The 557-nt window shown below is 48.3% G+C and carries 1 pseudogene; it reads right to left on the reverse strand.

From position 1 onward, the window contains the following. Window positions 1-158: 158 nt before the first annotated feature. A pseudogene (locus R7040_RS28965) lies at window positions 159-557 on the reverse strand (electron transfer flavoprotein subunit beta/FixA family protein); the annotation flags it as partial.

Below are 557 nucleotides of genomic sequence, written 5' to 3' on the forward strand. Positions count from 1 at the left end.
AATGCCATCAACTCGGCTTGCTTGTTGGGCAACGTCTTCACACTGATAACCAACCACGAGCAATGTGTTATCTTGGCCCGCTTGACTTGCGGCATTCACGACTTTCAACGTATCGGCGTGCAGTTGGTTGTTGTCATGTTCTGCAATAATTAGATTCTTCATGAAATCACCTTCGCTTCGTTACGTAGCTTATCGAGAAGTTCTGAAACAGACTCCACTTTGATACCGGCTTTTCTTTGCGCTGGTGGGGTAACTTCCGTGATGGTTTGGCTAAACACAACTTCAACGCCCAAGCTCTCTGGTGTGATCGTGTCGAGGGGCTTACGTTTGGCCTTCATGATATTAGGTAGGGAAGCGAAGCGAGGCTCGTTTAAACGCAAATCAGTGCTGATCACCGCTGGCAAGTTCATTGCTACCGTCATCAATCCACCATCGACTTCTCGCACCACCTTCACTTTGTGATCTTCAATTTTTACATCCGATGCAAAAGTAGCCTGAGGCCAGTCAAGCAAAGCGGCCAGCATCTGCGCGACTTGGTTGTTGTCCGTATCGATCGA

This window comes from Vibrio sp. 1069 (assembly GCF_033340555.1).